Source organism: Nocardioides panzhihuensis (assembly GCF_013408335.1).
Classification (GTDB): domain Bacteria; phylum Actinomycetota; class Actinomycetes; order Propionibacteriales; family Nocardioidaceae; genus Nocardioides; species Nocardioides panzhihuensis.
This window is the reverse complement of sequence record NZ_JACBZR010000003.1, coordinates 44,359-68,692: the sequence shown is the minus strand read 5'-3', so window position 1 is coordinate 68,692 and position 24,334 is coordinate 44,359. Positions and strand designations below refer to the sequence as shown.

Below are 24,334 nucleotides of genomic sequence, written 5' to 3'. Positions count from 1 at the left end.
CGGTAGCCGTAGCGGCTGCTACCCGTAGCACCCCTGCTACTACCGAAACTGCTACCTGACCAGCGACGTAGCGGAGTAGCCCTCCACTTCGCGCACCCGTTCGAACCCTGGATCCGGGCCGATCCGACCCCTCCTCCCGCCCGCTACCGCTACCCACCTCGCCCAACACCTCCACCCGGTAGCGGAGAAACCCTCCAGAAACGTCTCGCTGGCCCAAGTCCCTACCTCACCCATGCCCGAAACAGTCCGAAACAGGAGAACTCACCGCCATGAACGCGCACACCACCACCACCAAGAAACGGCCCTCTGGCCTCGCTGGTGTCGGCTACGGAATGACCTTCGTTGGCTTCGTCCAGGTCGCTGTGACCATCGCGCCGCAGGTCGCCGCGATGATCCCCGCCGCAGGTTCTGCCGCGCCCGCTGTCGGTGTAGCCGTCGCTCTCGCCGCTGATGTGGTGTGGGCTGCGCTGGGTCACACCACGATCGGTGCCTACAAGTCCGGACAGCGAGCCGCCGCCTACGGCTTCGGTGCCGCCACGGCGGTTGCTGTGGCCGCCTCGACGGTCCTGCTCGCTGCTGTCGGGCACATGGGCCCTTGGTCGGCGATTCCGGCGCTGGCTGCGCTGCTGCTGGTCGCTGACGGGATCCGCGACCAGGTCACCGTCTCCCCGGAGACTGCCGCGATCATCCGGTCCCGCACGGCAGAGATCCGCGACCAGCGAGCCCTGGCCGTGATCGAGGCTCGTCACGCCGCCCACATGGAGACCATCACCGGCTACGGCGAGTCGGCGCGGCTGGCCGCACGTACCCGTGCTCTGGCCGAGATCAAGGTGACCGTCGAGCGCGCCGAGAACCGCGCCGCGTCCCGGCTGACCAGGTCCGCCGAGAAGCACGCGGCCGGGGCGATCGCCTACGGCAAGCTGATCGGCCGTCAGGCGACCCTCACCCCTGACACAACCCCTGACACCAGGGCTGACACCGCGGGTGACACCGACCCTGACAACCACCCTCACGAGATCACTGCTCCCGGCTCCGCTGTCACCCCGGCTGTCAGTGTCGCGCCGACCCTGACTGTCATCCCTGACACCCACGACGACGCGCACCACAACGAGGACCACATCGACCAGTGCGCCATCTGCGATGAGCCGCTGAACGACGAGGACGGCGACCAGGTCCACGCCGCGTGCGCTGCGGTCGAGCTGCGCGCGTACGGGCTGCCCGTGCCCGAGGTCGCCGGGCTGCTCGACGTCTCCGACCGGACCGTCTACCGCTGGACCAATAGCAGGGCTGCGGGTGCCTGATGAGCCGCCCTCCCCGCCGTCCGCGCCGCCGCTATGTGCAGCGTCGCCGCCACTGGTGGCGCGACCTGATCACCAGCGAGTTTCACAACGCCTCGCACGCCTGGTTCCTCGCCGCTGAGGCCGAATCCCTGGGCTATCCGACCGAACTCGCCGAGTACGCCGCCGAGCACCCGCGACCGACCTTGAAGGGCTTCATGGTCGCCCTCGCCCGACCCGACCGCCACGAACCAGACCAGCACCACGACCAGCACGAATCCGAGGAAGGACAGATCGATGATGCAGCAGCAGCCTGACACCCTGACCGACAGCCTCACGACCGCTCTGGACTACGCCGCCCGTGGCTGGCGAGTCTTCCCCCTGCTGCCCGGCTCCAAGCGGCCCGCTACGCCGAACCACCGTGCCACCGACTGCGATGGCACCGCCCCGGGGTGCCGCACCACTCACGCCGGGTGGGAGCAACGCGCCACCATCCGCGCCGACAAGATCACCAAAGCATGGTCCAGCAACCCCGCCTACGGAGTCGGGATCGCCTGTGGGCCCTCCCGCCTGGTCGTGGTCGACCTCGACACCCACAAGCCCGGAACCGAGATCCCCGAACCGTGGAAGTCGTTCGAGATCACCACTGGCGCCGACGTGCTCGACCACCTCGCCGGAGTCCACGGCGGCACCATCACCCCGACCTACACCGTGCGCACCGTCTCCGGAGGAACCCACCTCTACTACGCTGCGCCGGCCGATGTGGCCTACGGCAACACAGCCGGAAAGATCGGCTGGTTGATCGACACCCGCGCCCACGGCGGATACGTCGCCGCACCGCCAACCAGCATCGGAGCTAGCGCGTACGACATCATCGACGACCGCCCGGCCGCACCGCTCCCGATGTTCCTGCTCGACCTCCTCACCCACGACCGCCGACCCGCCACCCGCACGTCACAGAACCGCTCTCAGGACGGTTCTAGGACACAGGCCCGACCACTACAGCCGATCGGGTCCGGCGAGCCACTGCGCGACCCGGACGCGTACGTAAACCGCGTCTTCGACATCGCGATCAACGGCGACCACGCAAACGGCGTCGCGGGTCTGCTGGACGCGACCAAGGGCGGCCGAAACGCCGCGCTCTTCGTCGCGGCCGCCACAGTCGGAAAGTTGGTTGCACGCGACCTGATCACCGAACACTCCGCGCTCGACCGGCTGTTGGTCGCTGCCGCTGGGCACATCGCCGCTCGCGCCTACACCGCCTACGAGGCCGAGAACACGATCCTGTCCGGCTTCCGCCGCGCCGCGACCCGGAGCGCCGCATGACCCACGCCTTCGACCAACGAGACGACCAGACAACGCCCAACTCGGAACCCAACCCGGAGGAACAACCCATGGCCGACGACACCACCACCGCCGAGAACGTCACGGTCAGCCCGGGTGAGGAAAGGCTCACCCCGGCCGACTTCGCGCCCAACGCGGGAGAGCTGCTGCTCAACGAGGTTCGCGATGCGATCGGGAAGTACGTCATCCTCCCCGATGCTCACGCCATGACCGGGGTCGTTCTCTGGATCGCCGCCACCCACGCCGTACCCGTGTGGGCCCACGCGCCCCGCCTGGTGATCCGTGCCCCGGAGAAACGATGCGGCAAGTCGCGGCTGCTCGACCTGGCCGAGGCGACCTGCCATGACCCGCTGCTCACCGTCAACGCCTCACCCAGCGCCGTTTACCGCTCCATCGGGATGAAGACGAAGAACCCGCCCACGATCCTGCTCGACGAGGCCGACACCATCTTCGGACCCAAGGCAGGCGAGAACGAAGACCTACGCGGCCTGCTCAACGCCGGACACCAGCGCAACCGGCCCGCGCTGCGCTACAACGCCGCTAACTCGAGCGTCGAGCGCATCCAGACATTCGCCATGGCCGCCCTCGCTGGGATCGGTGCGATGCCGGACACCATCGAGGACCGCGCCGTCGTTATCCGGATGCGTCGTCGCGCGCCTGGTGAGTCCGTCGCGCCGTACCGGACTCGCCGTGATGGTCCAGCGCTGGACAACCTCCGAAAGCGGCTGAACCAGTGGGTGGTCGCGCATCATGACCACCTCGGCACCGCCACCCCGGACATGCCGGTCGAGGACCGCGCCGCCGACACCTGGGAACCTCTGCTCGCGATCGCCGACCTTGCCGGAGGCGACTGGCCCGAGATCGGCCGCGAAGCCTGCGTCACCCTCACCGAGACCCGCGACGCCAACGCACAGACCACCCTGCAAACCCGACTGCTGACCGACTGCCGTACCGCGTTCGGTGACGCCGAAGCGCTGCCCACCTCGGTCCTGCTCGACCGGCTCAAGGACGACCCCGAGGCACCGTGGGCGACCTACTCCAACCCGCTGCAAGGTCTGACCGCGATGAAACTCGGTTTCCTGCTGCGCGACTTCGACATCCGATCCGACACGATCCGGTTCGACACCGGACAAGCCAAGGGCTACCAGCGTGCCGCGTTCGCCGACGCCTGGGCCCGCTACTGCGCACCCGCCCCAACCTGCCTCATCTGCCGCCAACCTCTCGCGATCGACGACGGCACCCGCACACACCCGACCTGCGACCCGGAGGCCCGTCGATGACCACCCACCCCACCCGACCGGCGACACGTCGAGGGCCCCAAGCCGTACCAGCCGTACCAGCCGTACCAAGACCCTGTTTTCCGAGGTCAGGCCACGATTCCGAGTGGTACGGCTTGGGAAATCGAGCCGTACCAAAGCCGTACCAGAAATCCCAAGCCGTACCAGCCGTACCAAAGCCGTACCACCCAAAATCCGCACCTGACCAGCCGAAACACGCCGTTGGTACGGCTGGTACGGCTGGTACGGCTCACCCCACCTCAACCCACAACACGAGCGCCAAGGAGGCCCACTGATGAGCAAGATCAGCCGCCGCGATCACCTGGCCGTCGCGGGATCAGCCAACGACCCGAACGATGTGCTGCCGCTCGGAACCCAACCCGGAGGAACAACCCATGGCCGACGACACCACCACCGCCGAGAACGTCACGGTCAGCCCGGGTGAGGAAAGGCTCACCCCGGCCGACTTCGCGCCCAACGCGGGAGAGCTGCTGCTCAACGAGGTTCGCGATGCGATCGGGAAGTACGTCATCCTCCCCGATGCTCACGCCATGACCGGGGTCGTTCTCTGGATCGCCGCCACCCACGCCGTACCCGTGTGGGCCCACGCGCCCCGCCTGGTGATCCGTGCCCCGGAGAAACGATGCGGCAAGTCGCGGCTGCTCGACCTGGCCGAGGCGACCTGCCATGACCCGCTGCTCACCGTCAACGCCTCACCCAGCGCCGTTTACCGCTCCATCGGGATGAAGACGAAGAACCCGCCCACGATCCTGCTCGACGAGGCCGACACCATCTTCGGACCCAAGGCAGGCGAGAACGAAGACCTACGCGGCCTGCTCAACGCCGGACACCAGCGCAACCGGCCCGCGCTGCGCTACAACGCCGCTAACTCGAGCGTCGAGCGCATCCAGACATTCGCCATGGCCGCCCTCGCTGGGATCGGTGCGATGCCGGACACCATCGAGGACCGCGCCGTCGTTATCCGGATGCGTCGTCGCGCGCCTGGTGAGTCCGTCGCGCCGTACCGGACTCGCCGTGATGGTCCAGCGCTGGACAACCTCCGAAAGCGGCTGAACCAGTGGGTGGTCGCGCATCATGACCACCTCGGCACCGCCACCCCGGACATGCCGGTCGAGGACCGCGCCGCCGACACCTGGGAACCTCTGCTCGCGATCGCCGACCTTGCCGGAGGCGACTGGCCCGAGATCGGCCGCGAAGCCTGCGTCACCCTCACCGAGACCCGCGACGCCAACGCACAGACCACCCTGCAAACCCGACTGCTGACCGACTGCCGTACCGCGTTCGGTGACGCCGAAGCGCTGCCCACCTCGGTCCTGCTCGACCGGCTCAAGGACGACCCCGAGGCACCGTGGGCGACCTACTCCAACCCGCTGCAAGGTCTGACCGCGATGAAACTCGGTTTCCTGCTGCGCGACTTCGACATCCGATCCGACACGATCCGGTTCGACACCGGACAAGCCAAGGGCTACCAGCGTGCCGCGTTCGCCGACGCCTGGGCCCGCTACTGCGCACCCGCCCCAACCTGCCTCATCTGCCGCCAACCTCTCGCGATCGACGACGGCACCCGCACACACCCGACCTGCGACCCGGAGGCCCGTCGATGACCACCCACCCCACCCGACCGGCGACACGTCGAGGGCCCCAAGCCGTACCAGCCGTACCAGCCGTACCAAGACCCTGTTTTCCGAGGTCAGGCCACGATTCCGAGTGGTACGGCTTGGGAAATCGAGCCGTACCAAAGCCGTACCAGAAATCCCAAGCCGTACCAGCCGTACCAAAGCCGTACCACCCAAAATCCGCACCTGACCAGCCGAAACACGCCGTTGGTACGGCTGGTACGGCTGGTACGGCTCACCCCACCTCAACCCACAACACGAGCGCCAAGGAGGCCCACTGATGAGCAAGATCAGCCGCCGCGATCACCTGGCCGTCGCGGGATCAGCCAACGACCCGAACGATGTGCTGCCGCTCGGAACCCAACCCGGAGGAACAACCCATGGCCGACGACACCACCACCGCCGAGAACGTCACGGTCAGCCCGGGTGAGGAAAGGCTCACCCCGGCCGACTTCGCGCCCAACGCGGGAGAGCTGCTGCTCAACGAGGTTCGCGATGCGATCGGGAAGTACGTCATCCTCCCCGATGCTCACGCCATGACCGGGGTCGTTCTCTGGATCGCCGCCACCCACGCCGTACCCGTGTGGGCCCACGCGCCCCGCCTGGTGATCCGTGCCCCGGAGAAACGATGCGGCAAGTCGCGGCTGCTCGACCTGGCCGAGGCGACCTGCCATGACCCGCTGCTCACCGTCAACGCCTCACCCAGCGCCGTTTACCGCTCCATCGGGATGAAGACGAAGAACCCGCCCACGATCCTGCTCGACGAGGCCGACACCATCTTCGGACCCAAGGCAGGCGAGAACGAAGACCTACGCGGCCTGCTCAACGCCGGACACCAGCGCAACCGGCCCGCGCTGCGCTACAACGCCGCTAACTCGAGCGTCGAGCGCATCCAGACATTCGCCATGGCCGCCCTCGCTGGGATCGGTGCGATGCCGGACACCATCGAGGACCGCGCCGTCGTTATCCGGATGCGTCGTCGCGCGCCTGGTGAGTCCGTCGCGCCGTACCGGACTCGCCGTGATGGTCCAGCGCTGGACAACCTCCGAAAGCGGCTGAACCAGTGGGTGGTCGCGCATCATGACCACCTCGGCACCGCCACCCCGGACATGCCGGTCGAGGACCGCGCCGCCGACACCTGGGAACCTCTGCTCGCGATCGCCGACCTTGCCGGAGGCGACTGGCCCGAGATCGGCCGCGAAGCCTGCGTCACCCTCACCGAGACCCGCGACGCCAACGCACAGACCACCCTGCAAACCCGACTGCTGACCGACTGCCGTACCGCGTTCGGTGACGCCGAAGCGCTGCCCACCTCGGTCCTGCTCGACCGGCTCAAGGACGACCCCGAGGCACCGTGGGCGACCTACTCCAACCCGCTGCAAGGTCTGACCGCGATGAAACTCGGTTTCCTGCTGCGCGACTTCGACATCCGATCCGACACGATCCGGTTCGACACCGGACAAGCCAAGGGCTACCAGCGTGCCGCGTTCGCCGACGCCTGGGCCCGCTACTGCGCACCCGCCCCAACCTGCCTCATCTGCCGCCAACCTCTCGCGATCGACGACGGCACCCGCACACACCCGACCTGCGACCCGGAGGCCCGTCGATGACCACCCACCCCACCCGACCGGCGACACGTCGAGGGCCCCAAGCCGTACCAGCCGTACCAGCCGTACCAAGACCCTGTTTTCCGAGGTCAGGCCACGATTCCGAGTGGTACGGCTTGGGAAATCGAGCCGTACCAAAGCCGTACCAGAAATCCCAAGCCGTACCAGCCGTACCAAAGCCGTACCACCCAAAATCCGCACCTGACCAGCCGAAACACGCCGTTGGTACGGCTGGTACGGCTGGTACGGCTCACCCCACCTCAACCCACAACACGAGCGCCAAGGAGGCCCACTGATGAGCAAGATCAGCCGCCGCGATCACCTGGCCGTCGCGGGATCAGCCAACGACCCGAACGATGTGCTGCCGATCCTCTGGACATCGCGCGAGGTCGCCGAAGCGCTCAAGGTGACGCCGTCGACGCTCTGCCGCTGGCGGGCAACCGGCAAGGGACCTCGCGTCTACTGGCTCTCTCCTGACTCGCCCCGCTATCGCCGTAGCGACGTGCTCGCCTGGCTTGAGGAGGTGGCCGCGTGAACGTCCGGAAGATGACGAACGGTCGCTGGCAAGCGCGACTGAAGCAAGGTCGGGTCGACATCGGCACAAAGATGTTCGACACCCGCCGCGAGGCTGTCGACTGGCTCACCCGCGAGCGTGCCGCGCTCGCGGGTGGGTTCGACCGCCGCGCCGGACAGATCACCGTCCGCAAGGCCTTGCCGATGTGGCTCGATGAGCGCAAGGCGACCGTCGCCCCCAAGACGTACACCGCAGATGCCGCGCTCCCGCGCCTAACACCGCCCGCGCTGTCAGCCCTGCAGATCGGCAGTGTGACCGAACGCGAGGTCTCCCGCGCGCTGGTCGCGCTCCGCCGCCGAGGCCTCGCCGAGAAGTCGGTCAAGCGCTACCGGGCGTCACTGTCTTCGTTCTTCGCATGGGCAGTCCGAGAACGCATGGTCCAGCACAACCCCGTCACACCAACCCGAGTACCCAAAGCAAGTGAGGTAGCCACCGAGATGCACCCCTTCAGCGAGACCGAGCTAGAGACCTTCGTCCTCGATGCCGCCCACCTCGCATCGAGGGACTCCGTCAGTCTGATTCGAGCAGCAGAGCGAACACGCGACCTCGCCCGACTCTCGGACATCCTGCTGGTCGCGGGATGGACCGGGCTCCGCTGGTCGGAGCTGCGTGAGGTTCGAGTGAGCGACGTCGTATTCGACCCCATGCCGGGCATCTACGTTCGACGCGCAGCACCCGAGGGAGGCGAAGCCAAGACAACCAAGTCCGGGAAGTCCCGATTCGTGCCGCTCGCGGACCGCATCCTCCCGACCGTCAAAGACCTGATCGCCGGACGCACCACCCGCGATCTGGTGTTCGTCACCGCCACTGGTCACCGGTTGCACGCGAGCGCCGTCAAGCGGGCCGTCGACTGGGAGCTGATCTCGCACGGCCGCAGAATTCACGATCTGCGCCACACGGCCGCCTGCCTGTGGCTGGCGAAGGGCGTGCCCGCGACCACGGTTCAGGCATGGATGGGGCATGCCTCAATCGCGACGACAAACATCTATCTGCACCACCTCGGGACCGTCGCAGATGAGGCCGGATTGGCCCGCCTGAACGGCTCGGGGGGAATCCGGGGGGAATCCGCCGAATAACGGCAGCACAAACAAGCAAGAACCCCGCCTGACTCTCTGCGTTTCCGCAGGTCAGGCGGGGTTCTTCTTTGGTGGAGCTGAGGGGATTCGAACCCCTGGCCTTCTCATTGCGAAGGTTTGGAGACCCAGAACTATGGGTTGAGAACACCTGGCAGGCGTTGCATGTATTGCATGTCGTTTCACCCTCGGGGGGAATCGGGGGGGAATGAATCGGCGAGCGTGCAGGCCTTCCGAACATGTGCGTCAATACGTCGCGCTGCATCACGCGGCTCGACCATGGATGTATCGAACCTGAGGTCTGCCTCTCCCAGTTCGGGCGTCGCCCGCCATGCCTCCAGACGCTCTGCAACGTCCGCACTCCCCCGCTGCCGCAACCGATCGACTGCGACATCCTCCGGACACCAGAGAGAAACGACAACCCAACGCGCTCCACTGACCGCCGTGGCTACCGCGTCGACCGCCTCGACCTGTCCTAGGTGGAGGACCGGCACCCCATGGCCGAGCGCGTCGATCAGGCCAGGCCTGTCAACCGCATAGGTCGCACCGTAGCGGCTGTTCTCCCACACGACGCCGCCGCGCTCCCGTAGTTCTTGGAGCGCGGCGCTGGTCGTAATTCGGTAGCCCTCTCGGCGACCCTCGCCGACCTTGATTCGCGCGAAGTGGACGTAGTCATCCGACAGCGCTCGAAGGGCAGCGTCGACGGTGTCCTTCCCAGCGGCCGGCGGACCGTAGAGGATCACCCCGCGAGTCATTTCGCGGGCACCTCGGCGAGCGTTGCTATCAGTCGCGCCGCCTGATCCTTAAGAGGCTCCGCAGATGTCGAATTGTCGATGACGTGATGGTCCACGACTGGACGGAACGTGAGGTCAATCGCCTCCATGTACGCGTCCCAGGTGGCCAGCTTGTGCGCGTCACGAGCTGCACCCCGACGACGTACATAGGTCAGCATCGTGTCCGCGTCACAGGTGACCCACACGACGGTCATGGGTAATCCGTCGTCCGCAAACTGCGCCTGCTGGCGCGCGAGCCACGACGCGTCCTTGAACTCACGCAAGAAGGGAGCCGTGACGACGGCACCAGCGCCGCATGCCGTGTTTTCGTGCGCCGTCGACATCAGCGCCTCATACTCACGCGGCCGGACCTTTGACAAATAGGTCTCCGACTCCCGATCGCTCGACTCAGCCCCCAACGCCTCAAGAGCCACCTCGACAACTGGGCGGGTGATGGTGTCCTTGTCGATGATCATCCAGCCCGTCAGCCGGGTGAGGATGCGCCCGAGCTCGGTCTTGCCGCTACCCGCGTAGCCGCCGATCAGCAGAGCCCGGGGAGCCGCCTCGCTCACCTTGGGCGTGAGGTGCGCAGATCGCACGATCCGGCGCGAACGCGACTGGTTCTCCACCAGCCCCATCTCTGCGAGTGCCTTCATCGCCTCATTGACCGTCCAGACGCTCGCACCCGTCTGCTCGGCGAGCGTTCGGGTCGACGGCATGACCTCGCCGTCACGTAGGACCCCCGCCTCGATCTGGTTCTGAATGTCGCGTGCGATCCGCTGCTGCTTCGCACCCGCCAGTGCGTCGATTGGCCCGTCTGTCATGCGTCTCCCTAGTTCGACCTTCGCCATTCAGTGTGCTCGTTCTGACCTAACAGTTTCGCTGACAACTGTCGCACGACCCCAGCCCGAGCGGAAATTTCTCGCAGAAACTTCTACCTAACAGTTGACATGGTGAGCCATTCCGTTGTTAGGTAGAACACAGGCAGCCACCCGGCTGCCAGGCCACGGAAAGGGCATGAAGATGATCACGACCACCGCCACCATCACCGCCAACCAGGGCAAGACCCTCGACGCGATGTACGCCGCCTGGCAGACCCGCAAGGACACCGCCGACACGGTCAACCGTGGCCAGATCGCCACCCGGAAGCACCACCACCGCGTCATCACGGGTCTCGCTGAGCGCGGCCTCATCCGCTGCGTCCGGTCCTTCCCGTCCGGCGATGCCTTGTTCGCCCTTACCGAAGCCGGTCGTCAGGTTGCCCGCTCCCGAAAGTACGGAGCCTGACCCACGATCCCCGGGCCCGGGGTGAGCCCCAGAGGCAGCCCCGGCCCGGCCACCAAGCAACACCCGCTCATCACCCGGAAGGAACCACCCCGATGCACACCGACCACTTCGCGAACACACGAGACGAGCCGACCGGAGATGACCTGGCCGCGATTGAAGCCGAGTGGCCGCAGATCGCTGCTGAGGTCGATCTGGTCGAGGCCGAGTGCCGTCTGCTCGCTGACCCGGCCGACGCGCTCGCCAAGCGGGCCCACCGCCGGGCGATGACGGCACTGCTGCACCTGCTGGTCCAGCAGGCCAACCACGACGCGGCGATCTCGGCCGCGCCTGTCTACACGATCACCGACCCTCGCCCGGCCGTCCCGGCCGAGGCCGCCTGAAAGGCATATCTAGTCATGGTTACCGCACCTTTGTTCATCATCTTCCTGATCGTCGCTGTCTTCATGGTCCGCTGGGGCGGCACCCACCCGGGTGTCCTCGCCTTCGGTGCGGTCCTCGGTCTCTCGTTGGCCTCGACCACGATCGGCGCGCCGATCCTGGACGGGATCGAGACGGCGATGACGTCGGCTCTCTCGGCCGCCTCGAACATCGCCGGGGGTGCCCGATGAGTACCGCGAAGTCGTGGGATCTGACCTGGGCCGCAAACATCCTGGAGTGTGTCCCGAACGTGGACGTGCACGGCTTCAAGGTGAGCGCGGGGACGGACGTTCGTCTCGCTCATGGGGCCCCGGAGCGTCGACCCGCTGTGCTGCTGGAGATCGAGCCCGCTGGGCTTGTCGCGGCACAGCTGATCGCCGATGCGCTCTACCTGAGCGAGGATGCCCGGGCCTACGTCGCTGACGCGATCGGGCTGCTGATTCGTCACGACTGGTCCGGTCGGGTCCCTGCTGGCAGTGGCGAGACCACGGTGTTCGTGAAGATGTCGACCACCGAGCGCGTGTGGACCGTCTCGGAGGCCGCAGCATGAGCACCCCTGAGAACCTGGCGAAGATCCCGACATCCAAGCCCGAGATCGCGGCCGCTCTGCGCCGCTGGGCGAAGGGCTCCCTTCCCGACGAGGCTGCGGTCGAGCTGCTGGTCCGTGCCTGGGGCGGTCGCCTGCTGAACGGGTCGTGGGTCCGGGTCGAGCCCGGCGCTGCCTGGATCGACGCCGACCGCGCGGACGGTGGCTACCTCTCCGGGGGTGAGCGTCGCCTGCTGGACATCGCGCTGTCCCTGGCCTCCTACGACCGCACGGTCTGCCTCAACGAGGTCCTGCCCGGCTTGGACCGCACCGCGTTGCGGCTGGTGATCGCCGCGACCGCGCGTGCAGCTGGCGCCTCCTACCCCTGGCCTGACAACACCACCACCGAGAGGTAAAGGAACTAGTCATGAAGATCAACAAGGCAGCCGCCCGGGCCGACTTCAAGAAACAGGCTGCGAAGTTCCGCCGCGAGGCTGAGATGGCCGAGAAGGGAGCCGCGCGCTTCCGTGAGCAGGGCAAGCCTGCCGCCGCGAAGACCTGCGAAGACCTGGCCAAGGTCTACCTCAAGCAGGCCGACATGGCCGAGAACTACAAGTTCCCCAAGTGGGTGAAGTGACGCCATGGCTGTCGAGTACACCGGCCTGTTCGGCCACGGCACCGTCAAGGACACCGCACGCCACGTCGCCCGGACCCACCGCGCGAAGGTCGCGAAGAAGCTGCCCGGCTCCAAGGACCCGCACGCGGGCAAGAAGGCCAAGGTCGGCAAAGCGTCCGACCCGTACCGGAACAAGAAGCCGGTCAAGCGCACCAACCCAGTGGCGAAGGGCTGGTTCTGATGCCCAAGCGCCCCAAGGTCACCGTCATCAGGTCGGGGCCCAACACCCCCGACATCGTCGTCGACCCGTCCGCGAGGACGCCGTATGTCCAGGTCGGCGTCCACACCATCACCCCCGCCGCCGCCCGGACCCTGGCCAAAAACCTGACCAAGGCCGCTGGCCTTGCTGAGAAGGGAGCCTGATCATGACCACCACACCGAACCAAGAGGCCCACGGGATCGGGGTCTACGACCTCGACGCGGCTCGCCGCGCCCGTGAGGCCGCTCCTGAAGCCTCTGAGAGCACCAACGCTGCCCCGGCCATCGCCGAGAACGTCTCTGAGCGCGCTCAGGCCGCTCACGACAACACCGACGCCGCCGCCGAGGACGACACGGAGACGACTCCGGAGATCGTTGACGGTCAGGTCCTCGCCGTTCGCGACGACCGGTCCGGCACGGTCAAGGCTGCCCCGCGCCGGGAGATCCTGCCCGCCTGGGCCAAGGACCGCGAGTCGGCGAAGTCGGCGGCTGCGTGGGCGGTGAAGCACTACGGCCACACCACGACCTATCACGGGGTGCGTCTGCCGACGTACTACGCGAAGTTGGCCGCCCGGTCCCCGCTCGGCCTGGGCCGTGTCATGGCTATGTGCTGGGGCTGGATCTTCGACGCCGAGGACAAAGAGAACCGGATGACCGTACGCGGCAACACCCTCGACGCCGGGGCCTATCTCCGGCTGAGGGAGGACCACCGCCGCCAGATCAAAGCGCGCGTCTTCCTTGCGGTCCTGATGCTCCTGACCGTGGCCGGCATCGCCGCCTACGTCGTGTACGGGATCGACTCCCTGATGGTCCAGCTCGGTCTCGGCTTGGCCGCTCTGGCTGGTCTCGGCCTGCTCGGTCGCAACCCGGACAAGCCGATCACCGGCCGTGCCGTGGACACGGCCAAGGAGCCGCGGCTTACCTCGGACCTGATCCTCAACGCGCTCGGTTCGCTGGGTCTGGCGCGGCTGAACCAGGCCATGGCTAAGGAGGGTGCGAAGGCGATCGCGTTCGTCTCGCCGATCATGCGTGACGGTGCTGGGTTCCGTGCCGAACTCGACCTCCCGCCCGGGGTGACTGCCTCGGAGGTGATCGAGCAGCGCGACCGTCTCGCTTCGGGTCTGCGTCGCTCCCTGGGGAAGGTGTGGCCCGAGACCGACCCCGAGGTCCACGTCGGCCGCCTGGTCCTCTACGTCGCCGACAAGTCCCTGGCCCAGTCCAAGCCCGCGCCCTGGCCGCTGGCCACCTCCGGGAAGGTCAACGTGTTCGAGCCGATCCCGATCGGTGTCGACCAGCGTGGCCGCCCCGTGGTCGTGACCCTGATGTTCGCGACCGGTCTTATCGGTGCCCTGCCGCGCATGGGTAAGACGTTCACCCTGCGCCTGCTCTGCCTCGCTGCCGCGCTGGACCCGCGCGTCGAGCTGCACACCTACAACCTCAAGGGCGGATCCGACCTCGGGATGCTCGATGACGTCGCCCACGCCAACCGGTCCGGGGACGACCCCGAAGACATCGACTACCTCGTCCGCGACCTGCGGGAAGGGGCGATCGAGATGCGCCGCCGCTACAAGGCCATCAAGACCCTGCCCCGGGAGGTGTGCCCCGAGTCCAAGGTCACCGACGCTCTCGCCTCGGAGAAGTCCCTCAAACTGCACCCGATCTTCTGGGCCTTTGACGAGACACAGAAGATGTTCGAGCACCCCACCCACGGGGCCGAGATCGCCGAGATCGTCACCGACCTGGTCAAGCGCGGACCCGCGGTCGGGATCATGGTCTGGCTGGCCACCCAGCGCCCCGACGCCAAGTCCATCCCGACCGGCATCTCCGCGAACGCGGTCCTGCGGCTGTGCCTCAAGGTCATGGGACAGGTCGAGAACGACATGGTCCTGGGGACCTCGATGTACAAGTCCGGCATCCGCGCGACCACCTTCGGTCGTAAAGACCTCGGTATCGCCTACCTCGTCGGTGAGGGTGACGACCCGGTCATCGTCCGGTCCTCCTTCGTGGACGCGCCCGCCGCCGAGGTCATCTGTGCCCGTGCCCGTGCTGCGCGGTTGGCCGCTGGCCGCCTGACCGGAATGGCGGCCGGGGAGATCCTGCCCGACGACGACACCGGATCCATCCTGGACCACCTCCTCGCGGTCTGGCCCGAGCACGACCCGGAGTGGAGCAACGGGAAGGTCTGGTGCGACGAACTCGCCGCCCGCCTCGCCGAGCACAACGGGTCGCTCTATGGCGGGTGGACCGGGGAGCAGGTCACCGCTGCCGTCAAACCCCACGGGATCCGCACCGTCCAGGTCAAGAAGGTCATCGACGGCAAGCAGACCAACAAACGCGGTCTGGTCCGCCGCGACCTGACCGACACACTCGGCCACACCGACACCGACGACCCCGACAACCCGATCGGAGGTGTCCTTGCACCCGTCTGAACCCCGGAATCGGTAGCCGTAGCGGCTGCTACCCGTAGCACCCCTGCTACTACCGAAACTGCTACCTGACCAGCGACGTAGCGGAGTAGCCCTCCACTTCGCGCACCCGTTCGAACCCTGGATCCGGGCCGATCCGACCCCTCCTCCCGCCCGCTACCGCTACCCACCTCGCCCAACACCTCCACCCGGTAGCGGAGAAACCCTCCAGAAACGTCTCGCTGGCCCAAGTCCCTACCTCACCCATGCCCGAAACAGTCCGAAACAGGAGAACTCACCGCCATGAACGCGCACACCACCACCACCAAGAAACGGCCCTCTGGCCTCGCTGGTGTCGGCTACGGAATGACCTTCGTTGGCTTCGTCCAGGTCGCTGTGACCATCGCGCCGCAGGTCGCCGCGATGATCCCCGCCGCAGGTTCTGCCGCGCCCGCTGTCGGTGTAGCCGTCGCTCTCGCCGCTGATGTGGTGTGGGCTGCGCTGGGTCACACCACGATCGGTGCCTACAAGTCCGGACAGCGAGCCGCCGCCTACGGCTTCGGTGCCGCCACGGCGGTTGCTGTGGCCGCCTCGACGGTCCTGCTCGCTGCTGTCGGGCACATGGGCCCTTGGTCGGCGATTCCGGCGCTGGCTGCGCTGCTGCTGGTCGCTGACGGGATCCGCGACCAGGTCACCGTCTCCCCGGAGACTGCCGCGATCATCCGGTCCCGCACGGCAGAGATCCGCGACCAGCGAGCCCTGGCCGTGATCGAGGCTCGTCACGCCGCCCACATGGAGACCATCACCGGCTACGGCGAGTCGGCGCGGCTGGCCGCACGTACCCGTGCTCTGGCCGAGATCAAGGTGACCGTCGAGCGCGCCGAGAACCGCGCCGCGTCCCGGCTGACCAGGTCCGCCGAGAAGCACGCGGCCGGGGCGATCGCCTACGGCAAGCTGATCGGCCGTCAGGCGACCCTCACCCCTGACACAACCCCTGACACCAGGGCTGACACCGCGGGTGACACCGACCCTGACAACCACCCTCACGAGATCACTGCTCCCGGCTCCGCTGTCACCCCGGCTGTCAGTGTCGCGCCGACCCTGACTGTCATCCCTGACACCCACGACGACGCGCACCACAACGAGGACCACATCGACCAGTGCGCCATCTGCGATGAGCCGCTGAACGACGAGGACGGCGACCAGGTCCACGCCGCGTGCGCTGCGGTCGAGCTGCGCGCGTACGGGCTGCCCGTGCCCGAGGTCGCCGGGCTGCTCGACGTCTCCGACCGGACCGTCTACCGCTGGACCAATAGCAGGGCTGCGGGTGCCTGATGAGCCGCCCTCCCCGCCGTCCGCGCCGCCGCTATGTGCAGCGTCGCCGCCACTGGTGGCGCGACCTGATCACCAGCGAGTTTCACAACGCCTCGCACGCCTGGTTCCTCGCCGCTGAGGCCGAATCCCTGGGCTATCCGACCGAACTCGCCGAGTACGCCGCCGAGCACCCGCGACCGACCTTGAAGGGCTTCATGGTCGCCCTCGCCCGACCCGACCGCCACGAACCAGACCAGCACCACGACCAGCACGAATCCGAGGAAGGACAGATCGATGATGCAGCAGCAGCCTGACACCCTGACCGACAGCCTCACGACCGCTCTGGACTACGCCGCCCGTGGCTGGCGAGTCTTCCCCCTGCTGCCCGGCTCCAAGCGGCCCGCTACGCCGAACCACCGTGCCACCGACTGCGATGGCACCGCCCCGGGGTGCCGCACCACTCACGCCGGGTGGGAGCAACGCGCCACCATCCGCGCCGACAAGATCACCAAAGCATGGTCCAGCAACCCCGCCTACGGAGTCGGGATCGCCTGTGGGCCCTCCCGCCTGGTCGTGGTCGACCTCGACACCCACAAGCCCGGAACCGAGATCCCCGAACCGTGGAAGTCGTTCGAGATCACCACTGGCGCCGACGTGCTCGACCACCTCGCCGGAGTCCACGGCGGCACCATCACCCCGACCTACACCGTGCGCACCGTCTCCGGAGGAACCCACCTCTACTACGCTGCGCCGGCCGATGTGGCCTACGGCAACACAGCCGGAAAGATCGGCTGGTTGATCGACACCCGCGCCCACGGCGGATACGTCGCCGCACCGCCAACCAGCATCGGAGCTAGCGCGTACGACATCATCGACGACCGCCCGGCCGCACCGCTCCCGATGTTCCTGCTCGACCTCCTCACCCACGACCGCCGACCCGCCACCCGCACGTCACAGAACCGCTCTCAGGACGGTTCTAGGACACAGGCCCGACCACTACAGCCGATCGGGTCCGGCGAGCCACTGCGCGACCCGGACGCGTACGTAAACCGCGTCTTCGACATCGCGATCAACGGCGACCACGCAAACGGCGTCGCGGGTCTGCTGGACGCGACCAAGGGCGGCCGAAACGCCGCGCTCTTCGTCGCGGCCGCCACAGTCGGAAAGTTGGTTGCACGCGACCTGATCACCGAACACTCCGCGCTCGACCGGCTGTTGGTCGCTGCCGCTGGGCACATCGCCGCTCGCGCCTACACCGCCTACGAGGCCGAGAACACGATCCTGTCCGGCTTCCGCCGCGCCGCGACCCGGAGCGCCGCATGACCCACGCCTTCGACCAACGAGACGACCAGACAACGCCCAACTCGGAACCCAACCCGGAGGAACAACCCATGGCCGACGACACCACCACCGCCGAGAACGTCACGGTCAGCCCGGGTGAGGAAAGGCTCACCCCGGCCGACTTCGCGCCCAACGCGGGAGAGCTGCTGCTCAACGAGGTTCGCGATGCGATCGGGAAGTACGTCATCCTCCCCGATGCTCACGCCATGACCGGGGTCGTTCTCTGGATCGCCGCCACCCACGCCGTACCCGTGTGGGCCCACGCGCCCCGCCTGGTGATCCGTGCCCCGGAGAAACGATGCGGCAAGTCGCGGCTGCTCGACCTGGCCGAGGCGACCTGCCATGACCCGCTGCTCACCGTCAACGCCTCACCCAGCGCCGTTTACCGCTCCATCGGGATGAAGACGAAGAACCCGCCCACGATCCTGCTCGACGAGGCCGACACCATCTTCGGACCCAAGGCAGGCGAGAACGAAGACCTACGCGGCCTGCTCAACGCCGGACACCAGCGCAACCGGCCCGCGCTGCGCTACAACGCCGCTAACTCGAGCGTCGAGCGCATCCAGACATTCGCCATGGCCGCCCTCGCTGGGATCGGTGCGATGCCGGACACCATCGAGGACCGCGCCGTCGTTATCCGGATGCGTCGTCGCGCGCCTGGTGAGTCCGTCGCGCCGTACCGGACTCGCCGTGATGGTCCAGCGCTGGACAACCTCCGAAAGCGGCTGAACCAGTGGGTGGTCGCGCATCATGACCACCTCGGCACCGCCACCCCGGACATGCCGGTCGAGGACCGCGCCGCCGACACCTGGGAACCTCTGCTCGCGATCGCCGACCTTGCCGGAGGCGACTGGCCCGAGATCGGCCGCGAAGCCTGCGTCACCCTCACCGAGACCCGCGACGCCAACGCACAGACCACCCTGCAAACCCGACTGCTGACCGACTGCCGTACCGCGTTCGGTGACGCCGAAGCGCTGCCCACCTCGGTCCTGCTCGACCGGCTCAAGGACGACCCCGAGGCACCGTGGGCGACCTACTCCAACCCGCTGCAAGGTCTGACCGCGATGAAACTCGGTTTCCTGCTGCGCGACTTCGACATCCGATCCGACACGATCCGGTTCGACACCGGACAAGCCAAGGGCTACCAGCGTGCCGCGTTCGCCGACGCCTGGGCCCGCTACTGCGCACCCGCCCCAACCTGCCTCATCTGCCGCCAACCTCTCGCGATCGACGACGGCACCCGCACACACCCGACCTGCGACCCGGAGGCCCGTCGATGACCACCCACCCCACCCGACCGGCGACACGTCGAGGGCCCCAAGCCGTACCAGCCGTACCAGCCGTACCAAGACCCTGTTTTCCGAGGTCAGGCCACGATTCCGAGTGGTACGGCTTGGGAAATCGAGCCGTACCAAAGCCGTACCAGAAATCCCAAGCCGTACCAGCCGTACCAAAGCCGTACCACCCAAAATCCGCACCTGACCAGCCGAAACACGCCGTTGGTACGGCTGGTACGGCTGGTACGGCTCACCCCACCTCAACCCACAACACGAGCGCCAAGGAGGCCCACTGATGAGGCAAGATCAGCCGCCGCGATCACCTGGCCGTCGCGGGATCAGCCAACGACCCGAACGATGTGCTGCCGCTCGGAACCCAACCCGGAGGAACAACCCATGGCCGACGACACCACCACCGCCGAGAACGTCACGGTCAGCCCGGGTGAGGAAAGGCTCACCCCGGCCGACTTCGCGCCCAACGCGGGAGAGCTGCTGCTCAACGAGGTTCGCGATGCGATCGGGAAGTACGTCATCCTCCCCGATGCTCACGCCATGACCGGGGTCGTTCTCTGGATCGCCGCCACCCACGCCGTACCCGTGTGGGCCCACGCGCCCCGCCTGGTGATCCGTGCCCCGGAGAAACGATGCGGCAAGTCGCGGCTGCTCGACCTGGCCGAGGCGACCTGCCATGACCCGCTGCTCACCGTCAACGCCTCACCCAGCGCCGTTTACCGCTCCATCGGGATGAAGACGAAGAACCCGCCCACGATCCTGCTCGACGAGGCCGACACCATCTTCGGACCCAAGGCAGGCGAGAACGAAGACCTACGCGGCCTGCTCAACGCCGGACACCAGCGCAACCGGCCCGCGCTGCGCTACAACGCCGCTAACTCGAGCGTCGAGCGCATCCAGACATTCGCCATGGCCGCCCTCGCTGGGATCGGTGCGATGCCGGACACCATCGAGGACCGCGCCGTCGTTATCCGGATGCGTCGTCGCGCGCCTGGTGAGTCCGTCGCGCCGTACCGGACTCGCCGTGATGGTCCAGCGCTGGACAACCTCCGAAAGCGGCTGAACCAGTGGGTGGTCGCGCATCATGACCACCTCGGCACCGCCACCCCGGACATGCCGGTCGAGGACCGCGCCGCCGACACCTGGGAACCTCTGCTCGCGATCGCCGACCTTGCCGGAGGCGACTGGCCCGAGATCGGCCGCGAAGCCTGCGTCACCCTCACCGAGACCCGCGACGCCAACGCACAGACCACCCTGCAAACCCGACTGCTGACCGACTGCCGTACCGCGTTCGGTGACGCCGAAGCGCTGCCCACCTCGGTCCTGCTCGACCGGCTCAAGGACGACCCCGAGGCACCGTGGGCGACCTACTCCAACCCGCTGCAAGGTCTGACCGCGATGAAACTCGGTTTCCTGCTGCGCGACTTCGACATCCGATCCGACACGATCCGGTTCGACACCGGACAAGCCAAGGGCTACCAGCGTGCCGCGTTCGCCGACGCCTGGGCCCGCTACTGCGCACCCGCCCCAACCTGCCTCATCTGCCGCCAACCTCTCGCGATCGACGACGGCACCCGCACACACCCGACCTGCGACCCGGAGGCCCGTCGATGACCACCCACCCCACCCGACCGGCGACACGTCGAGGGCCCCAAGCCGTACCAGCCGTACCAGCCGTACCAAGACCCTGTTTTCCGAGGTCAGGCCACGATTCCGAGTGGTACGGCTTGGGAAATCGAGCCGTACCAAAGCCGTACCAGAAATCCCAAGCCGTACCAGCCGTACCAAAGCCGTACCACCCAAAATCCGCACCTGACCAGCCGAAACACGCCGTTGGTACGGCTGGTACGGCTGGTACGGCTCACCCCACCTCAACCCACAACACGAGCGCCAAGGAGGCCCACTGATGAGCAAGATCAGCCGCCGCGATCACCTGGCCGTCGCGGGATCAGCCAACGACCCGAACGATGTGCTGCCGATCCTCTGGACATCGCGCGAGGTCGCCGAAGCGCTCAAGGTGACGCCGTCGACGCTCTGCCGCTGGCGGGCAACCGGCAAGGGACCTCGCGTCTACTGGCTCTCTCCTGACTCGCCCCGCTATCGCCGTAGCGACGTGCTCGCCTGGCTTGAGGAGGTGGCCGCGTGAACGTCCGGAAGATGACGAACGGTCGCTGGCAAGCGCGACTGAAGCAAGGTCGGGTCGACATCGGCACAAAGATGTTCGACACCCGCCGCGAGGCTGTCGACTGGCTCACCCGCGAGCGTGCCGCGCTCGCGGGTGGGTTCGACCGCCGCGCCGGACAGATCACCGTCCGCAAGGCCTTGCCGATGTGGCTCGATGAGCGCAAGGCGACCGTCGCCCCCAAGACGTACACCGCAGATGCCGCGCTCCCGCGCCTAACACCGCCCGCGCTGTCAGCCCTGCAGATCGGCAGTGTGACCGAACGCGAGGTCTCCCGCGCGCTGGTCGCGCTCCGCCGCCGAGGCCTCGCCGAGAAGTCGGTCAAGCGCTACCGGGCGTCACTGTCTTCGTTCTTCGCATGGGCAGTCCGAGAACGCATGGTCCAGCACAACCCCGTCACACCAACCCGAGTACCCAAAGCAAGTGAGGTAGCCACCGAGATGCACCCCTTCAGCGAGACCGAGCTAGAGACCTTCGTCCTCGATGCCGCCCACCTCGCATCGAGGGACTCCGTCAGTCTGATTCGAGCAGCAGAGCGAACACGCGACCTCGCCCGACTCTCGGACATCCTGCTGGTCGCGGGATGGACCGGGCTCCGCTGGTCGGAGCTGCGTGAGGTTCGAGTGAGCGACGTCGTATTCGACCCCATGCCGGGCATCTACGTTCGACGCGCAGCACCCGAGGGAGGCGAAGCCAAGACAACCAAGTCCGGGAAGTCCCGATTCGTGCCGCTCGCGGACCGCATCCTCCCGACCGTCAAAGACCTGATCGCCGGACGCACCACCCGCGATCTGGTGTTCGTCACCGCCACTGGTCACCGGTTGCACGCGAGCGCCGTCAAGCGGGCCGTCGACTGGGAGCTGATCTCGCACGGCCGCAGAATTCACGATCTGCGCCACACGGCCGCCTGCCTGTGGCTGGCGAAGGGCGTGCCCGCGACCACGGTTCAGGCATGGATGGGGCATGCCTCAATCGCGACGACAAACATCTATCTGCACCACCTCGGGACCGTCGCAGATGAGGCCGGATTGGCCCGCCTGAACGGCTCGGGGGGAATCCGGGGGGAATCCGCCGAATAACGGCAGCACAAACAAGCAAGAACCCCGCCTGACTCTCTGCGTTTCCGCAGGTCAGGCGGGGTTCTTCTTTGGTGGAGCTGAGGGGATTCGAACCCCTGGCCTTCTCATTGCGAAGGTTTGGAGACCCAGAACTATGGGTTGAGAACACCTGGCAGGCGTTGCATGTATTGCATGTCGTTTCACCCTCGGGGGGAATCGGGGGGGAATGAATCGGCGAGCGTGCAGGCCTTCCGAACATGTGCGTCAATACGTCGCGCTGCATCACGCGGCTCGACCATGGATGTATCGAACCTGAGGTCTGCCTCTCCCAGTTCGGGCGTCGCCCGCCATGCCTCCAGACGCTCTGCAACGTCCGCACTCCCCCGCTGCCGCAACCGATCGACTGCGACATCCTCCGGACACCAGAGAGAAACGACAACCCAACGCGCTCCACTGACCGCCGTGGCTACCGCGTCGACCGCCTCGACCTGTCCTAGGTGGAGGACCGGCACCCCATGGCCGAGCGCGTCGATCAGGCCAGGCCTGTCAACCGCATAGGTCGCACCGTAGCGGCTGTTCTCCCACACGACGCCGCCGCGCTCCCGTAGTTCTTGGAGCGCGGCGCTGGTCGTAATTCGGTAGCCCTCTCGGCGACCCTCGCCGACCTTGATTCGCGCGAAGTGGACGTAGTCATCCGACAGCGCTCGAAGGGCAGCGTCGACGGTGTCCTTCCCAGCGGCCGGCGGACCGTAGAGGATCACCCCGCGAGTCATTTCGCGGGCACCTCGGCGAGCGTTGCTATCAGTCGCGCCGCCTGATCCTTAAGAGGCTCCGCAGATGTCGAATTGTCGATGACGTGATGGTCCACGACTGGACGGAACGTGAGGTCAATCGCCTCCATGTACGCGTCCCAGGTGGCCAGCTTGTGCGCGTCACGAGCTGCACCCCGACGACGTACATAGGTCAGCATCGTGTCCGCGTCACAGGTGACCCACACGACGGTCATGGGTAATCCGTCGTCCGCAAACTGCGCCTGCTGGCGCGCGAGCCACGACGCGTCCTTGAACTCACGCAAGAAGGGAGCCGTGACGACGGCACCAGCGCCGCATGCCGTGTTTTCGTGCGCCGTCGACATCAGCGCCTCATACTCACGCGGCCGGACCTTTGACAAATAGGTCTCCGACTCCCGATCGCTCGACTCAGCCCCCAACGCCTCAAGAGCCACCTCGACAACTGGGCGGGTGATGGTGTCCTTGTCGATGATCATCCAGCCCGTCAGCCGGGTGAGGATGCGCCCGAGCTCGGTCTTGCCGCTACCCGCGTAGCCGCCGATCAGCAGAGCCCGGGGAGCCGCCTCGCTCACCTTGGGCGTGAGGTGCGCAGATCGCACGATCCGGCGCGAACGCGACTGGTTCTCCACCAGCCCCATCTCTGCGAGTGCCTTCATCGCCTCATTGACCGTCCAGACGCTCGCACCCGTCTGCTCGGCGAGCGTTCGGGTCGACGGCATGACCTCGCCGTCACGTAGGACCCCCGCCTCGATCTGGTTCTGAATGTCGCGTGCGATCCGCTGCTGCTTCGCACCCGCCAGTGCGTCGATTGGCCCGTCTGTCATGCGTCTCCCTAGTTCGACCTTCGCCATTCAGTGTGCTCGTTCTGACCTAACAGTTTCGCTGACAACTGTCGCACGACCCCAGCCCGAGCGGAAATTTCTCGCAGAAACTTCTACCTAACAGTTGACATGGTGAGCCATTCCGTTGTTAGGTAGAACACAGGCAGCCACCCGGCTGCCAGGCCACGGAAAGGGCATGAAGATGATCACGACCACCGCCACCATCACCGCCAACCAGGGCAAGACCCTCGACGCGATGTACGCCGCCTGGCAGACCCGCAAGGACACCGCCGACACGGTCAACCGTGGCCAGATCGCCACCCGGAAGCACCACCACCGCGTCATCACGGGTCTCGCTGAGCGCGGCCTCATCCGCTGCGTCCGGTCCTTCCCGTCCGGCGATGCCTTGTTCGCCCTTACCGAAGCCGGTCGTCAGGTTGCCCGCTCCCGAAAGTACGGAGCCTGAC

At 67.0% G+C, this 24,334-nt stretch carries 29 protein-coding genes; 25 read left to right on the top strand and 4 right to left on the bottom strand.

Annotated features, from left to right (window positions below; translation table 11 throughout):
* Positions 1–269: 269 nt before the first annotated feature.
* From BJ988_RS29960 to BJ988_RS29925, 8 genes are all read left to right on the top strand, one after another.
* Complete coding sequence (locus BJ988_RS29960; protein ID WP_179661028.1) at positions 270–1,301, top strand: helix-turn-helix domain-containing protein; 1,032 nt, start codon at positions 270–272, stop codon at positions 1,299–1,301.
* Positions 1,301–1,594 carry a hypothetical protein gene (locus BJ988_RS29955; RefSeq protein WP_179661027.1) on the top strand — a complete coding sequence of 98 codons (294 nt, stop codon included), beginning with the start codon at positions 1,301–1,303 and terminating at the stop codon, positions 1,592–1,594. Before BJ988_RS29960 ends, BJ988_RS29955 begins: the two co-directional genes overlap by 1 nt.
* On the top strand, positions 1,575–2,603 hold the full coding sequence (locus BJ988_RS29950) for a bifunctional DNA primase/polymerase (RefSeq protein WP_179661026.1): 1,029 nt from the start codon (positions 1,575–1,577) through the stop codon (positions 2,601–2,603). The genes BJ988_RS29955 and BJ988_RS29950 overlap by 20 nt, the downstream gene beginning before the upstream one ends.
* A complete protein-coding gene (locus tag BJ988_RS29945; protein ID WP_246321592.1) occupies positions 2,600–3,901 on the top strand; it encodes a DUF3631 domain-containing protein in 1,302 nt (433 codons plus the stop codon). Before BJ988_RS29950 ends, BJ988_RS29945 begins: the two co-directional genes overlap by 4 nt.
* Positions 3,902–4,293: 392 nt before the next feature.
* Positions 4,294–5,523 (top strand): DUF3631 domain-containing protein, encoded by a 1,230-nt coding sequence (locus tag BJ988_RS29940; protein ID WP_179661720.1) that lies wholly within the window; start codon positions 4,294–4,296, stop codon positions 5,521–5,523.
* A gap of 392 nt (positions 5,524–5,915) precedes the next feature.
* Entirely contained in the window at positions 5,916–7,145 is a 1,230-nt protein-coding gene (locus tag BJ988_RS29935; protein WP_179661720.1) for a DUF3631 domain-containing protein, read from the top strand.
* A gap of 292 nt (positions 7,146–7,437) precedes the next feature.
* Complete coding sequence (locus BJ988_RS29930; protein WP_179661025.1) at positions 7,438–7,677, top strand: helix-turn-helix transcriptional regulator; 240 nt, start codon at positions 7,438–7,440, stop codon at positions 7,675–7,677.
* Positions 7,674–8,792: a tyrosine-type recombinase/integrase gene (locus BJ988_RS29925; protein ID WP_343051811.1), complete on the top strand. Its 1,119-nt coding sequence runs from the start codon at positions 7,674–7,676 to the stop codon at positions 8,790–8,792. The genes BJ988_RS29930 and BJ988_RS29925 overlap by 4 nt, the downstream gene beginning before the upstream one ends.
* Before the next feature lie 179 nt (positions 8,793–8,971).
* Here the strand turns inward: BJ988_RS29925 and BJ988_RS29920 are convergent, their stop codons facing one another.
* Together BJ988_RS29920 and BJ988_RS29915 are read right to left on the bottom strand one after the other, a co-directional pair.
* A complete protein-coding gene (locus BJ988_RS29920) occupies positions 8,972–9,544 on the bottom strand; it encodes a phosphotransferase-like protein (RefSeq protein ID WP_179661037.1) in 573 nt (190 codons plus the stop codon).
* A complete protein-coding gene (locus BJ988_RS29915) occupies positions 9,541–10,413 on the bottom strand; it encodes an AAA family ATPase (RefSeq protein WP_218861152.1) in 873 nt (290 codons plus the stop codon). The genes BJ988_RS29920 and BJ988_RS29915 overlap by 4 nt, the downstream gene beginning before the upstream one ends.
* 166 nt (positions 10,414–10,579) lie before the next feature.
* Between BJ988_RS29915 and BJ988_RS29910 the strand changes: the two genes are divergently transcribed.
* The 16 genes from BJ988_RS29910 (at position 10,580) to BJ988_RS29835 (ending at position 22,276) form a co-directional block, all read left to right on the top strand.
* Complete coding sequence (locus BJ988_RS29910) at positions 10,580–10,849, top strand: hypothetical protein (protein WP_179661036.1); 270 nt, start codon at positions 10,580–10,582, stop codon at positions 10,847–10,849.
* A 92-nt stretch (positions 10,850–10,941) separates the two neighbouring features.
* The gene (locus BJ988_RS29905) at positions 10,942–11,229 is read left to right on the top strand and encodes a DUF6284 family protein (RefSeq protein WP_179656084.1); all 288 of its coding nucleotides are present in this window, start codon (positions 10,942–10,944) and stop codon (positions 11,227–11,229) included.
* Positions 11,230–11,244: 15 nt separating this feature from the next.
* A complete protein-coding gene (locus BJ988_RS29900) occupies positions 11,245–11,457 on the top strand; it encodes a hypothetical protein (RefSeq protein WP_179661035.1) in 213 nt (70 codons plus the stop codon).
* Positions 11,454–11,816 (top strand): hypothetical protein, encoded by a 363-nt coding sequence (locus BJ988_RS29895; protein WP_179661034.1) that lies wholly within the window; start codon positions 11,454–11,456, stop codon positions 11,814–11,816. Before BJ988_RS29900 ends, BJ988_RS29895 begins: the two co-directional genes overlap by 4 nt.
* The gene (locus BJ988_RS29890; RefSeq protein ID WP_179661033.1) at positions 11,813–12,208 is read left to right on the top strand and encodes a P-loop NTPase family protein; all 396 of its coding nucleotides are present in this window, start codon (positions 11,813–11,815) and stop codon (positions 12,206–12,208) included. The genes BJ988_RS29895 and BJ988_RS29890 overlap by 4 nt, the downstream gene beginning before the upstream one ends.
* Before the next feature lie 11 nt (positions 12,209–12,219).
* Positions 12,220–12,429, top strand: a complete 210-nt coding sequence (locus BJ988_RS29885; RefSeq protein WP_179661032.1) for a hypothetical protein — start codon at positions 12,220–12,222, stop codon at positions 12,427–12,429.
* Positions 12,430–12,433: 4 nt separating this feature from the next.
* Positions 12,434–12,649 carry a hypothetical protein gene (locus BJ988_RS29880; RefSeq protein WP_179661031.1) on the top strand — a complete coding sequence of 72 codons (216 nt, stop codon included), beginning with the start codon at positions 12,434–12,436 and terminating at the stop codon, positions 12,647–12,649.
* Positions 12,649–12,831: a hypothetical protein gene (locus BJ988_RS29875; protein ID WP_179661030.1), complete on the top strand. Its 183-nt coding sequence runs from the start codon at positions 12,649–12,651 to the stop codon at positions 12,829–12,831. Before BJ988_RS29880 ends, BJ988_RS29875 begins: the two co-directional genes overlap by 1 nt.
* A 2-nt stretch (positions 12,832–12,833) precedes the next feature.
* Positions 12,834–15,095 carry a cell division protein FtsK gene (locus tag BJ988_RS29870; RefSeq protein ID WP_179661029.1) on the top strand — a complete coding sequence of 754 codons (2,262 nt, stop codon included), beginning with the start codon at positions 12,834–12,836 and terminating at the stop codon, positions 15,093–15,095.
* Between the two features lie 279 nt (positions 15,096–15,374).
* Positions 15,375–16,406 (top strand): helix-turn-helix domain-containing protein, encoded by a 1,032-nt coding sequence (locus tag BJ988_RS29865; protein ID WP_179661028.1) that lies wholly within the window; start codon positions 15,375–15,377, stop codon positions 16,404–16,406.
* Complete coding sequence (locus tag BJ988_RS29860; RefSeq protein ID WP_179661027.1) at positions 16,406–16,699, top strand: hypothetical protein; 294 nt, start codon at positions 16,406–16,408, stop codon at positions 16,697–16,699. The genes BJ988_RS29865 and BJ988_RS29860 overlap by 1 nt, the downstream gene beginning before the upstream one ends.
* The gene (locus tag BJ988_RS29855; RefSeq protein ID WP_179661026.1) at positions 16,680–17,708 is read left to right on the top strand and encodes a bifunctional DNA primase/polymerase; all 1,029 of its coding nucleotides are present in this window, start codon (positions 16,680–16,682) and stop codon (positions 17,706–17,708) included. Before BJ988_RS29860 ends, BJ988_RS29855 begins: the two co-directional genes overlap by 20 nt.
* A complete protein-coding gene (locus tag BJ988_RS29850) occupies positions 17,705–19,006 on the top strand; it encodes a DUF3631 domain-containing protein (protein ID WP_246321592.1) in 1,302 nt (433 codons plus the stop codon). Before BJ988_RS29855 ends, BJ988_RS29850 begins: the two co-directional genes overlap by 4 nt.
* A 393-nt stretch (positions 19,007–19,399) precedes the next feature.
* Positions 19,400–20,629, top strand: a complete 1,230-nt coding sequence (locus tag BJ988_RS29845; protein ID WP_179661720.1) for a DUF3631 domain-containing protein — start codon at positions 19,400–19,402, stop codon at positions 20,627–20,629.
* A 292-nt stretch (positions 20,630–20,921) separates the two neighbouring features.
* Positions 20,922–21,161, top strand: coding sequence for a helix-turn-helix transcriptional regulator (locus BJ988_RS29840; RefSeq protein ID WP_179661025.1), 240 nt, complete (start codon positions 20,922–20,924; stop codon positions 21,159–21,161).
* Positions 21,158–22,276: a tyrosine-type recombinase/integrase gene (locus BJ988_RS29835; protein ID WP_343051811.1), complete on the top strand. Its 1,119-nt coding sequence runs from the start codon at positions 21,158–21,160 to the stop codon at positions 22,274–22,276. The genes BJ988_RS29840 and BJ988_RS29835 overlap by 4 nt, the downstream gene beginning before the upstream one ends.
* Before the next feature lie 179 nt (positions 22,277–22,455).
* Here the strand turns inward: BJ988_RS29835 and BJ988_RS29830 are convergent, their stop codons facing one another.
* Both BJ988_RS29830 and BJ988_RS29825 read right to left on the bottom strand, forming a co-directional pair.
* Positions 22,456–23,028, bottom strand: coding sequence for a phosphotransferase-like protein (locus BJ988_RS29830; RefSeq protein WP_179661037.1), 573 nt, complete (start codon positions 23,026–23,028; stop codon positions 22,456–22,458).
* Positions 23,025–23,897, bottom strand: coding sequence for an AAA family ATPase (locus tag BJ988_RS29825; protein ID WP_218861152.1), 873 nt, complete (start codon positions 23,895–23,897; stop codon positions 23,025–23,027). The genes BJ988_RS29830 and BJ988_RS29825 overlap by 4 nt, the downstream gene beginning before the upstream one ends.
* A gap of 166 nt (positions 23,898–24,063) precedes the next feature.
* Here BJ988_RS29825 and BJ988_RS29820 point away from each other — a divergent pair, with 166 nt between their 5' ends.
* Positions 24,064–24,333: a hypothetical protein gene (locus tag BJ988_RS29820; RefSeq protein ID WP_179661036.1), complete on the top strand. Its 270-nt coding sequence runs from the start codon at positions 24,064–24,066 to the stop codon at positions 24,331–24,333.
* Position 24,334 lies beyond the last annotated feature (1 nt).

Coding starts and splice junctions, on each gene's coding strand:
- BJ988_RS29840 (WP_179661025.1), top strand. CDS start 20,922: ATGAGCAAGATCAGCCGCCGCGATCACCTGGCCGTCGCGGGATCAGCC.
- BJ988_RS29820 (WP_179661036.1), top strand. CDS start 24,064: ATGAAGATGATCACGACCACCGCCACCATCACCGCCAACCAGGGCAAG.
- BJ988_RS29890 (WP_179661033.1), top strand. CDS start 11,813: ATGAGCACCCCTGAGAACCTGGCGAAGATCCCGACATCCAAGCCCGAG.
- BJ988_RS29850 (WP_246321592.1), top strand. CDS start 17,705: ATGACCCACGCCTTCGACCAACGAGACGACCAGACAACGCCCAACTCG.
- BJ988_RS29880 (WP_179661031.1), top strand. CDS start 12,434: ATGGCTGTCGAGTACACCGGCCTGTTCGGCCACGGCACCGTCAAGGAC.
- BJ988_RS29825 (WP_218861152.1), bottom strand. CDS start 23,897: ATGGCGAAGGTCGAACTAGGGAGACGCATGACAGACGGGCCAATCGAC.
- BJ988_RS29855 (WP_179661026.1), top strand. CDS start 16,680: ATGATGCAGCAGCAGCCTGACACCCTGACCGACAGCCTCACGACCGCT.
- BJ988_RS29955 (WP_179661027.1), top strand. CDS start 1,301: ATGAGCCGCCCTCCCCGCCGTCCGCGCCGCCGCTATGTGCAGCGTCGC.
- BJ988_RS29905 (WP_179656084.1), top strand. CDS start 10,942: ATGCACACCGACCACTTCGCGAACACACGAGACGAGCCGACCGGAGAT.
- BJ988_RS29870 (WP_179661029.1), top strand. CDS start 12,834: ATGACCACCACACCGAACCAAGAGGCCCACGGGATCGGGGTCTACGAC.
- BJ988_RS29900 (WP_179661035.1), top strand. CDS start 11,245: ATGGTTACCGCACCTTTGTTCATCATCTTCCTGATCGTCGCTGTCTTC.
- BJ988_RS29940 (WP_179661720.1), top strand. CDS start 4,294: ATGGCCGACGACACCACCACCGCCGAGAACGTCACGGTCAGCCCGGGT.
- BJ988_RS29860 (WP_179661027.1), top strand. CDS start 16,406: ATGAGCCGCCCTCCCCGCCGTCCGCGCCGCCGCTATGTGCAGCGTCGC.
- BJ988_RS29915 (WP_218861152.1), bottom strand. CDS start 10,413: ATGGCGAAGGTCGAACTAGGGAGACGCATGACAGACGGGCCAATCGAC.
- BJ988_RS29950 (WP_179661026.1), top strand. CDS start 1,575: ATGATGCAGCAGCAGCCTGACACCCTGACCGACAGCCTCACGACCGCT.
- BJ988_RS29865 (WP_179661028.1), top strand. CDS start 15,375: ATGAACGCGCACACCACCACCACCAAGAAACGGCCCTCTGGCCTCGCT.
- BJ988_RS29920 (WP_179661037.1), bottom strand. CDS start 9,544: ATGACTCGCGGGGTGATCCTCTACGGTCCGCCGGCCGCTGGGAAGGAC.
- BJ988_RS29930 (WP_179661025.1), top strand. CDS start 7,438: ATGAGCAAGATCAGCCGCCGCGATCACCTGGCCGTCGCGGGATCAGCC.
- BJ988_RS29830 (WP_179661037.1), bottom strand. CDS start 23,028: ATGACTCGCGGGGTGATCCTCTACGGTCCGCCGGCCGCTGGGAAGGAC.
- BJ988_RS29910 (WP_179661036.1), top strand. CDS start 10,580: ATGAAGATGATCACGACCACCGCCACCATCACCGCCAACCAGGGCAAG.
- BJ988_RS29945 (WP_246321592.1), top strand. CDS start 2,600: ATGACCCACGCCTTCGACCAACGAGACGACCAGACAACGCCCAACTCG.
- BJ988_RS29895 (WP_179661034.1), top strand. CDS start 11,454: ATGAGTACCGCGAAGTCGTGGGATCTGACCTGGGCCGCAAACATCCTG.
- BJ988_RS29960 (WP_179661028.1), top strand. CDS start 270: ATGAACGCGCACACCACCACCACCAAGAAACGGCCCTCTGGCCTCGCT.
- BJ988_RS29845 (WP_179661720.1), top strand. CDS start 19,400: ATGGCCGACGACACCACCACCGCCGAGAACGTCACGGTCAGCCCGGGT.
- BJ988_RS29885 (WP_179661032.1), top strand. CDS start 12,220: ATGAAGATCAACAAGGCAGCCGCCCGGGCCGACTTCAAGAAACAGGCT.
- BJ988_RS29875 (WP_179661030.1), top strand. CDS start 12,649: ATGCCCAAGCGCCCCAAGGTCACCGTCATCAGGTCGGGGCCCAACACC.
- BJ988_RS29935 (WP_179661720.1), top strand. CDS start 5,916: ATGGCCGACGACACCACCACCGCCGAGAACGTCACGGTCAGCCCGGGT.